This is a genomic window from Actinomadura rubrisoli (assembly GCF_004349215.1).
GTDB lineage: Bacteria > Actinomycetota > Actinomycetes > Streptosporangiales > Streptosporangiaceae > Spirillospora > Spirillospora rubrisoli.
In genome coordinates, this window is the sequence record NZ_SMKU01000089.1 from 18,784 (window position 1) to 28,077 (window position 9,294).

General features: G+C 72.3%; 11 protein-coding genes. 1 reads left to right on the forward strand and 10 read right to left on the reverse strand.

Annotated elements, in window-relative coordinates:
- Positions 1–41: 41 nt before the first annotated feature.
- Complete coding sequence (locus E1298_RS18595) at positions 42–668, forward strand: hypothetical protein (protein WP_131894900.1); 627 nt, start codon at positions 42–44, stop codon at positions 666–668.
- Between the two features lie 5 nt (positions 669–673).
- On the opposite strand, the gene E1298_RS18600 is transcribed toward E1298_RS18595, so the two are convergent.
- From E1298_RS18600 to E1298_RS18650, 10 genes are all read right to left on the reverse strand, one after another.
- Positions 674–877: a hypothetical protein gene (locus tag E1298_RS18600; protein ID WP_131894902.1), complete on the reverse strand. Its 204-nt coding sequence runs from the start codon at positions 875–877 to the stop codon at positions 674–676.
- A gap of 178 nt (positions 878–1,055) precedes the next feature.
- Positions 1,056–2,447: a ribosome biogenesis GTPase Der gene (gene der, locus E1298_RS18605; protein WP_131894904.1), complete on the reverse strand. Its 1,392-nt coding sequence runs from the start codon at positions 2,445–2,447 to the stop codon at positions 1,056–1,058.
- 25 nt (positions 2,448–2,472) lie between these two features.
- Positions 2,473–3,135: a (d)CMP kinase gene (gene cmk / locus E1298_RS18610; protein ID WP_243725654.1), complete on the reverse strand. Its 663-nt coding sequence runs from the start codon at positions 3,133–3,135 to the stop codon at positions 2,473–2,475.
- A gap of 239 nt (positions 3,136–3,374) precedes the next feature.
- Positions 3,375–4,454, reverse strand: a complete 1,080-nt coding sequence (locus E1298_RS18615) for a prephenate dehydrogenase (protein ID WP_131894918.1) — start codon at positions 4,452–4,454, stop codon at positions 3,375–3,377.
- Between the two features lie 128 nt (positions 4,455–4,582).
- Positions 4,583–4,945, reverse strand: coding sequence for a chorismate mutase (aroH, locus tag E1298_RS18620; RefSeq protein WP_131894906.1), 363 nt, complete (start codon positions 4,943–4,945; stop codon positions 4,583–4,585).
- A gap of 26 nt (positions 4,946–4,971) precedes the next feature.
- Positions 4,972–5,703, reverse strand: a complete 732-nt coding sequence (locus E1298_RS18625) for a pseudouridine synthase (protein ID WP_131894908.1) — start codon at positions 5,701–5,703, stop codon at positions 4,972–4,974.
- Complete coding sequence (gene scpB / locus E1298_RS18630) at positions 5,700–6,311, reverse strand: SMC-Scp complex subunit ScpB (protein WP_131894910.1); 612 nt, start codon at positions 6,309–6,311, stop codon at positions 5,700–5,702. Before scpB ends, E1298_RS18625 begins: the two co-directional genes overlap by 4 nt.
- Positions 6,304–7,224 carry a segregation and condensation protein A gene (locus E1298_RS18635; RefSeq protein WP_131894912.1) on the reverse strand — a complete coding sequence of 307 codons (921 nt, stop codon included), beginning with the start codon at positions 7,222–7,224 and terminating at the stop codon, positions 6,304–6,306. The genes scpB and E1298_RS18635 overlap by 8 nt, the downstream gene beginning before the upstream one ends.
- 440 nt (positions 7,225–7,664) lie before the next feature.
- Entirely contained in the window at positions 7,665–8,531 is an 867-nt protein-coding gene (locus E1298_RS18645; RefSeq protein WP_243725655.1) for a ParA family protein, read from the reverse strand.
- 145 nt (positions 8,532–8,676) lie between these two features.
- The coding region (locus E1298_RS18650) for a tyrosine-type recombinase/integrase (RefSeq protein ID WP_165975535.1) at positions 8,677–9,294 on the reverse strand (618 nt) is incomplete at its 5' end.

Sequence of the window (9,294 nt, forward strand, 5' to 3'; positions counted from 1 at the left end):
TCTCAAAACAGAATCATGCCACCCGGTCAGGAGGACTGATCATGGCTGGGACCATGCGAGTACCGCGATCCCGCGGCGGCCTCAGCGGAACGCTGCTGGTGCTGCTCGGCCTGTGGGGCGGCCTGCTGCCCTTCGCCGGCCCGTACGCGGACTTCGGCTTCGCGCCCGACGACCCCTGGTTCTACGACACCGACCGGTTGCAGCTCAGCGTCGCCCCCGCCGCGGCGGTCGTGCTGTCGGGGCTGATCGTGCTCTTCAGCGCCAACCGCGCGTTCGCGATGTTCGGGGCGTGGCTCGGCGTGCTGGGCGGCGCCTGGTTCGCGGTCGGCGGCCCGGTCGCCGCGCTATGGGACGTCCCGGGCGTCGGCGCGCCGCTCGGGACGCAGGAGGGGCGGCGCGTCGCCGAGCAGCTGGCCGGGTTCACCGGGCTGGGCGTTCTCGTGGTGTTCTTCGCCGCGCTCGCGCTCGGCCGCTTCGCCGTGGTCGGCGTGCGGGAGGCCGCCGCGCTCGACGGCGAGGCGGAGCCCCGCGGGTCCGGGACGACGCAGCCGCTGGTGTACGGACGGTACGCGCGGGAGAACCCGCCGCCCGCGCAGCCCGGACCTGCGCAGCCGTTCCCGCCGGGCGACCAGCGCGTGGCGGGCGAGCACGGAGGGCACGACCGCTGAGGCCGTCAGCGGTCGCGGCCGCGCATGTTGCGGACGCTCTTGGTCGTCTCGTAGCCGCCCTTCTCGTCGTCGATCCGCACGTCGTCGCGGTCGGTGAACATGGCGATGAAGGCGATGACCAGGCCGACACCGCCGATCCACGGCTCCCGCCAGGCGAAGCTGAGCGCCACGCAGACGACAGCACAGGAGATGAGCAGCAAGAGCTTCACGTCGCACCCCTCGACCCGCGCCCGGACGTCCGGGAGACCGGTCTCCCGGACGAGAACATGTATCCGCCGCCGGCGCACCAAGTAAGCGTCAGCTTACAGGCGGCCCGCAAGAGGCATCCTGACATGCCGCGGCCCGCCCGGGGAAGACGTCCGGGCGGGCCGATGCGGATTCAGTGCCCTAGCGCTTGCTCTTGCCGCGCTTCTCGCGGATCTTCATCGCGATGTCGAGCGGCGTCCCGGCGAAGCCGAACTCCTCGCGCAGCCGCCGCTCGATGAACCGCCGGTACCCCTCCTCCAGGAACCCGGAGGTGAACAGCACGAACCGCGGCGGCCGCACCCCCGCCTGCGTCGCGAACAGCACGCGCGGCTGCTTGCCGCCCCGCACCGGGTGCGGATGGGAATTCACCAGGTCGGCGAAGAACTGGTTCAGCTTGGACGTCGGGACGCGCGTGCTCCAGCCCTCCAGCGCCGTCTCGATGCCCGGCACCAGCTTCTCCATGTGCCGCCCGGTCTTGGCGGACACGTTGACCCGCGGCGCCCAGCGCGCGTTGTGGAGCTGCCGGTCGATCTCGCGCTCCAGGTAGTGGCGGCGCTCCTCGTCCAGCAGGTCCCACTTGTTGTAGGCGACGACCAGGGCCCGCCCGGAGTCGATCACCATCGAGATGATCCGCAGGTCCTGCTCGGCGAGCGGCTCGTCGGCGTCCACCAGCACGACCGCGACCTCGGCCCGCTCCAGCGCCGACTGCGTGCGCAGCGTCGCGTAGAAGTCGGCGCCCTGGTTCTCGCGGTGCCGCCGCCTGATCCCGGCCGTGTCGATGAACCGCCAGGTCTTGCCGCCCAGCTCGATCATCTCGTCGACCGGGTCGCGGGTCGTCCCGGCCACCGCGTCCACCACGGCCCGGTTCTCCCCCGCCAGCTTGTTCAGCAGGCTGGACTTGCCGACGTTCGGACGGCCCAGCAGCGCCACGCGGCGCGGCCCGCCCGTGTCGCCGAACGTCTCGGCCGGCGCCTCCTGGGGCAGCGCCTCCAGCACCGCGTCGAGCAGGTCGCCGCTGCCGCGCCCGTGCAGGGCGCTGACCGGGTGCGGCTCGCCGATGCCCAGCGACCACAGCCCCGCCGCGTCCGCCTCGGCGCCGATGTCGTCGACCTTGTTGGCGACCAGCACCACCGGCTTGCCGGACCCGCGCAGGATCTCCACCACGGCCTCGTCCACGTCCGTGGCGCCCACGGTCGCGTCGACCACGAACATCACCACGTCGGCCAGCTCGACGGCCAGCCGGGCCTGCTCGGCGATCGCCGCCGCCAGCCCGGACGCGTCCGGGAGCCAGCCGCCGGTGTCGACCACCGTGAACCGCCGCCCGCTCCACGTCGCGTCGTAGGCGACCCGGTCGCGGGTCACGCCCGGCACGTCCTCCACGACCGCCTCGCGGCGGCCGAGGATCCGGTTGACCAGGGTGGACTTGCCGACGTTCGGCCGCCCCACCACCGCCACGACCGGCGCGGGCCCCTCGTCCTCGCCGACGTCCTCGACGACGTCGACCGTTTCGATCTCGTATTCGCTCACTGTCATCGTCCCCACGGGCGCGGGCGCCCGCTCACTCATGCTCTTTGGCGAGGCGGACGACCGCCTCGATGACCTCGCCGAGGCCCATCTCGGTCGAGTCGATCTCATGGGCGTCCGCCGCCTTGGCCAGGGGCGACGCCTTCCGGGTGGAGTCGAGCCGGTCCCGCCGGGCCTGCTCGTCCCGGGTGCGGCCCACCGAGGCGGCCGGGTCGGCGGCCAGGTCCCTGGCGCGGCGCTGGGCCCGCGCCTCCTCGCTGGCGGTGAGGTACACCTTGACCCGGGCGTCCGGCGCGACGACCGTGCCGATGTCGCGTCCCTCCACCACGATCCCCCCCGAGCCGATGATCTCACGCTGCAGCTCGACCAGCCGCGCCCGGACCGCCGGGACGGAGCTGACGGCGCTCACCGCGTTGGTGACCTCGCGGGTGCGGATCTCCTCGGCCACGTCCTGCCCGTCCACGGTGATCGTGGGCGCGCCGGGGTCGGAGCCGGACACGATCACCGGCTCCAGGACGCGCGCCGCGACCGCTCCCCCGTCCTCGACGGGCACGCCGTTGCGCAGCATCCACCACGTCATGGCGCGGTACATCGCGCCGGTGTCGAGGTAGCGCAGCCCCAGCGCGCGGGCCACGCCCTTGGACGCGCTGGACTTACCGGACCCGGAAGGGCCGTCCATGGCGATGACGAGCGGCACGATCGCTCCCTTTCCTTCGCGGCAGAACGCCCGCCGGCACACGCGGCGGGCGAAGCGGGCGACGGTGCGTACGCGTCCCGTACAGGCCCCAACGCATCAGGCTACCGGCCCGCGACCACCACAACGTCCCAGCAGATCCACGGACCCGACTCCGCCTCCCTGGAGGACGCCCCCCAGCCCCCCGACAAGAACGGCCGACCGCCGCCCTCCACTCCGCTGCGCTCCGTTCCGGTCGTCGGTCAGCCGGACACCGACCAGCCCCGGGCGCGGAGTTCGCCGGCCAGGCGCTCGGCCGCCTCGGGGACGACCGAGATCTCCAGGATGCCCAGCGGGCGGCCCTGCGAGTGCTCGATCGTCACGTCCTCGATGTTGACCCCGGAGATCCCGATCGCCTGGAAGATCATCGCGAGCTCGCCGGGACGGTCGGGGATGACCACCTGCACCGTGGCGTAGGCGGGCTGGTCGCCGCCGTGCTTGCCGGGGATGCGGGACCGGCCCGCGTTCCCGCGCAGCAGCAGGTCGGCGACGTGGGTGGCGGCCTCGTCGCTGCCGTCGCGCAGCAGCGACGCGGCGACCGCGAGGTCGGTGGCGACGGCCTCCAGCACGTCCGCGACGGGCTCGGAGTTGGCCGACAGGATGCCGACCCACAGCCGGGGGTCGCTGGCGGCGATCCGGGTGACGTCCCGGACGCCCTGGCCCGACAGGCCCAGCGCGACGTCGTCGGCGCCGGTGAGACGGGCGGCGACCGCCGCCGACACCACGTGCGGGGCGTGCGAGACGAGGGCGACCGCGCGGTCGTGCTCGTCGGCCTCCACCTCGACGGGCATGGCACCGCAGGCCCGCGCCAGCTCCGTGACGGCCTGGACGGCCTCCGGCGCGGCACCGGCGGGCGGGCAGAGCGCCCACGGGCGGCCGAGGAACAGGTCGGCGCGGGCGGCGCCCGGACCGGACCGCTCGCTGCCCGCCAGCGGATGGCCCGCCACGAACGACGACAGGTCGCAGCCGAGCCCGGCGGCCTGCGCCAGCGGCAGCGCCTTGACGCTGGCCACGTCGGTGTAGGTGGTGGCCAGACGGCGCTTCTGCGCGTCCAGCAGGGTGACGGCCACGGCGGCGGGCGGCACCGCGAGCACGGCGAGGTCGGCGGGCTCCCGGAGCGCGCCGTCCGGGAGCGGCTCGCCGGCGCCCAGCTCGACGGCCTGGGCCAGCGCGGCCGGGTCCCGGTCGGTGAGCAGCACCTCGGCGCCGCGCTCGCGCACGGCGAGGGCGATCGAGGTGCCGATCAGCCCCGTTCCGACCACGACGACGCGGCGGCCCTCCATGTCCTCGTTCACGCCGCCAGCCTAGCGGCGCCGCGCGTCCGCCCGTCCTGCTCCGCCGCGCTGTGACGCACCCCGGCGCGCTACCGCACCCCACCCATTGCGCGCTACTGCGCCCTACCCATCCCGCGCTACTGCGCGATATCCAAGCGGAGGGCGGCGGCCCCTCGCAGGTAGACGTGCTGCACCTCCGAACGGGGACGGTCGGTGTCGATATGCGCCATCAACCGGATCACCCGGGGCAGGGCGCGCGGAACGCCGATCTCGGTCGCGCACAGCAGCGGCACGTCGTGGAAGCCGAGCTTGCGCGCGGCGAGCGCCGGGAACTCCGCCGTCAGATCCGGCGTGACCGTGAAGACCACACTGATCACGTCGTCGGTGCTCAGCCCGTTGCGGCTCATCACCTCGCTGACCAGCTCCGTCGTCGCCTCCAGGATCTGCTCCCGGTCGTCGGCGTCGATCTGGGTCGCCCCACGCACCGCGCGTACCGCCACTGTGTCGTCCCTCCTCGCGTCCGGCCCTACAGGCCGACGGCCTTGTACAGCTCGCCGATCTCCTTGACGGTCAGCGCCCGCATCGTGCCCGGCTTCAGCTGGCCGAGCTTGATCGGCCCGAACTCGATGCGGGCCAACTGCTGCACCGGGAACCCGACCTCGTTCAGCAGTCGCCGGACGATGTGCTTGCGCCCCTCGTGCAGGGTGATCTCCACCAGCACGCGCCGACCGACCTGGTCGAAGATCCGGAACTTGTCGGCGGCGGCGGGGCCGTCGTCCAGCGTCACCCCGGCCCGCAGCCGCTTGCCGAGGTCGCGCGGGATCGGCCCGTGCACCTCGGCCAGGTAGGTCTTGGAGACCCCGAAGCTGGGGTGGGTGAGGCGATGCGACAGCTCCCCGTCATTGGTGAGCAGGATCAGCCCCTCGGTGTCGGTGTCGAGCCGCCCGACGTGGAACAGCCGCTCGGGCACGTCCACGTACTCGGCGAGGGACTTGCGGCCCCGCTCGTCCGACATCGTGCTCACCACGCCGCGCGGCTTGTTGATCGCGTAGTACCGCATCTCGGCGCGGGTCTCGACCCGGCGCCCGTCCACATGGATGACGGCGTACCGGGGGTCGACGCGCTCGCCGAACCGGAACACCTTCTTCCCGTCGACGGTGACGCGGCCCTCGCCGATCAGCTCCTCGCAGTGGCGGCGGCTGCCGATCCCGGCCTCGGCCAGGACCTTCTGCAGCCGTACGCCCTCTTTCTCGGTCACGTGTCCTCAACTATGTCGTCTGGCAGGTCGTCGGGCAGGTAGGGGGCGAGCTCGGGCAGCTCGTCGAGGTCGCGCAACCCCAGCCGCTCAAGGAAGTACCCGGTCGTGCGGTAGAGGTGCGCCTGCGACTCCGGCTCCTGGCCGGCGTCCTCGATCAGGCCGCGCAGCGTCAGGGTCCGCATGACCCCGTCGCTGTTGACGCCGCGGATCCCCGACACGCGCGCCCGGCTCACCGGCTGCCGGTACGCGACGACGGCGAGCGTCTCCAGCGCGGCCTGGGTCAGCCGCGCCTGCTGGCCGTCGGTGACGAAACGCTCCACCACCGGGGCGCAGACGTCCCGGGTGTAGAACCGCCAGCCGCCGGCGACCTCCCTGAGGTCGAACCCCCGGCCCTGCTCGGTGTATTCCGCGGCCAGCTCGCGCAGGGTCGCCCCGACCTCGCCGCGCGGCCGCTCCAGCAGCTGCGCGAGGGTGATCTCGGCGACCGGCTCGTCCACCACCAGCAGGATCGCCTCGATCGAGGCGCGCAGCCCGGGCAGCGCCGGGCCGGTGTCGCCGGGCTCGTCCGGATCCTCCCGGGGCAGGTCCGCGCCGGGTCGGTCAGTCATCGTCTCCCCCGTCCTTCTGAACGTTCTGGTCCTTCGGCGGCTCGCGTGAGCTCTCATAGTCGTCGACCACCACGACGTCGCCCTCGTCGGTGCCCGTCCAGGTGATGTGCAGCTCACCGAGGGGCTCCGGCTGCTCGAACGTGACGGCCTGCTCGCGGTAGAGCTCCAGCAGCGCCAGGAACCGCGCGACGACCTCGTAGGTGCCCTCGGCATCGGACGCGAGGACGCGGAAGGTCGTCCTGCGGAGCCTGCGCAGCCGCTCCACCACGAGCGCGGCCTGCTCCTTGACGCTCGCCTTCGGCTGGTACATGTGCTCGACCGACACCGACGGCGGCGCCTTGGGCGCGAGGGCCTTGGCGGCGAGCCGCGCGAACTCCTCGGGACCGAGGCCGAGCAGCACCTCCGGCAGCATGTCGGCGAACTTCGGCTCCATCGGCACGATCCGCGGGAACCGCCGGTTCTGCTCGGCGATCCGCCCGGCGATCACCTGCGCGACCTCCTTGTACGCGCGGTACTGCAGGAGCCGGGCGAACAGCAGGTCGCGGGCCTCCAGCAGCGCGAGGTCCTCCTCGTCGTCGACCTCGCCGGAGGGCAGCAGCCGCGCCGCCTTGAGATCCAGCAGGGTCGCCGCGACCAGCAGGAAGTGGCTGGCCTGGTCGAGGTCCCACTCCGTGCCGTGCGAGCGGATGTGCGCGATGAAGTCGTCGGTGACCTTGTGCAGCGACACCTCGGTGATGTCGAGCTTGTGCTTGGAGATCAGCCCGAGCAGCAGGTCGAAGGGCCCGTCGAAGTTGTCGAGATGAACGTGGAACCCCTGGCCGTCACCGGCCTCCTCTGCCCCTCGCTCCGGCGACGCCTCGTCCACGTCGCTCACGGTAGCGGAGGCGGGCGCGTCCTCCCCCTGCCGCGGCATTGTGCTCACCCTGCATTATGGCAGTGCCCTCGGCGTCGGGCGTTGAACGCCCTCCTTCAACGGGCACTGCGGCGATCGCTGGCATCGCTCCGACTCGCCCAGGGGCTCGCTGCGCGATCAGGTTCTCGCACGCTCGAACCTGGCTTCGCACGCGATCGCAACGTTGAGGTTGTCGACGCTTGAGGCAACTACCTACCTATTGCAGCGGCACTGCGGCGATCGCTGCGTGATCAAGTTCTCGCTTCGCCCGCAACTGGCTTCGCATGCGATCGCGGCGGTTGGGTCGTTGGCGGCTTGGGACGTGCTCGGCGCGCAGGGCGAGGCGAAGCTGCTCCAGGGCGAGTAGTTCGTCGGTGGAGAAGTACGCCGTGATCTAGGAGTCGTGGCGTCGCCTGCCGGTCGGGCGGTGGGGCGGAGGATCTCATCGACGCCGGGTGGGCTTACCCGACTTGAGCCCACCTTTCGAGTACCTCGCGTGCCAGGCCCCGGTAGGCGTTCGCGCCCATTGAGTTGGGGTCGAAGTAGGTGATCGGCTCCCCCGCGACGGTCGCGTCCGGGAACCGGACCGTGCGGTTGATGACGGTGTGGAAGACCTTGTCGCCGAACGCCTCGACGATGCGTCCGAGTACCTCGCGGGTGTGCAGGGTGCGCGAGTCGTACATGGTGCCGAGGACGCCGTCGATGACCAGCTCGGGGTTGATGCGGCCCTGCACCTTGTCGATGGTCTCCATCAGCAGGGCGACCCCGCGCATGGCGAAGTACTCGCACTCCAGCGGGATCAGGACGCCCTCGCTGGCGGCCAGCGCGTTGACGGTCAGCAGGCCGAGCGACGGCTGGCAGTCGATGAGGATGTAGTCGTAGTGGGGAATGGCGGACTTCAGCGCCGCCTGCAGGATGTACTCGCGGCCGACCTCGTGGACGAGCTGCACCTCGGCACCCGACAGGTCGATGTTGCTCGGGAGCAGCTCCATGCCGTCGACACCGGTCTCGATGACGATGTCCTCCCACTCGGTGTCCTTTTCGAGCAGCAGGTTGTGGATCGTGACGTCGAGCTGGCGCGGGTCGCCCTTGCCCAGGCCGACCGAGAGGGCGCCCTGCGGGTCGAAGTCGACGAGCAGGACGCGGCGGCCGTACTCGGCGAGCGCGGCGCCCAGGTTGATCGTCGTGGTGGTCTTGCCGACGCCGCCCTTCTGGTTGCAGATCGCGACGATCCGCGCGGGCCCGTGCTCCTCCAGTGGCTCCGGTTCCGCGAAGACGGGCACGGGTCGCTGGGTGGGCCCGAGGGCTCTGCTCGGGTCGGTCTCTATGGTGGCGGAGGAGAGGACCCCCTCCGCACCTTTTGTGCTGGTCACCAGATCCCTCCCCGGTGGCCGGAAAATGCCATCCAGAACGGGGACTCTAGGCCCCCGCACTCCGCGTCTCAAGCCGACGCGCGCCGATCGTCGGGATTTGTCAACTGCGCGCGCGGGGGTGCGAGGTGGCGTAGACCTCCCGCAGCAGCTGGACGGTCACCAGAGTGTAGACCTGTGTGGTCGTCACGGAGGCGTGTCCGAGCAATTCCTGGACGACCCGCACGTCGGCGCCCCCGTCCAGCAGGTGCGTGGCGAACGAGTGGCGCAGCGTGTGCGGGGAGACGTCCGTCAGCCCGGCCCGGTCGGCGGCGGCGCGCAGCACCATCCACGCCCCCTGCCGGGACAGCCGCCCGCCGCGCGCGTTGAGGAACAGAGCGGGGCCGCCGCGTCCCGCGCGGGACAGCTCGGGGCGGGCGCGCACCAGGTAGGCGTCCACGGCCTGGCGCGCGTAGTCGCCGATGGGGACGACGCGGGCCTTGCCGCCCTTGCCGGCGACGCGGGCGTACCCCTCGCGCAGGTCGAGGTCGTCGACGTCCAGGCCGACGGCCTCGGAGATGCGGGCGCCCGACCCGTACAGCAGCTCCAGCAGGGCGCGGTCGCGCAGGCCGCGGGCGTCGCCGTCGGACGGCCCGGCCGCCGCGGCCAGGAGCCGTTCGACCTCGTCCAGCGAGATGGCCTTGGGGAGCCTGCGGGGCGGGGTCGGCGGTTTGACCTTGTC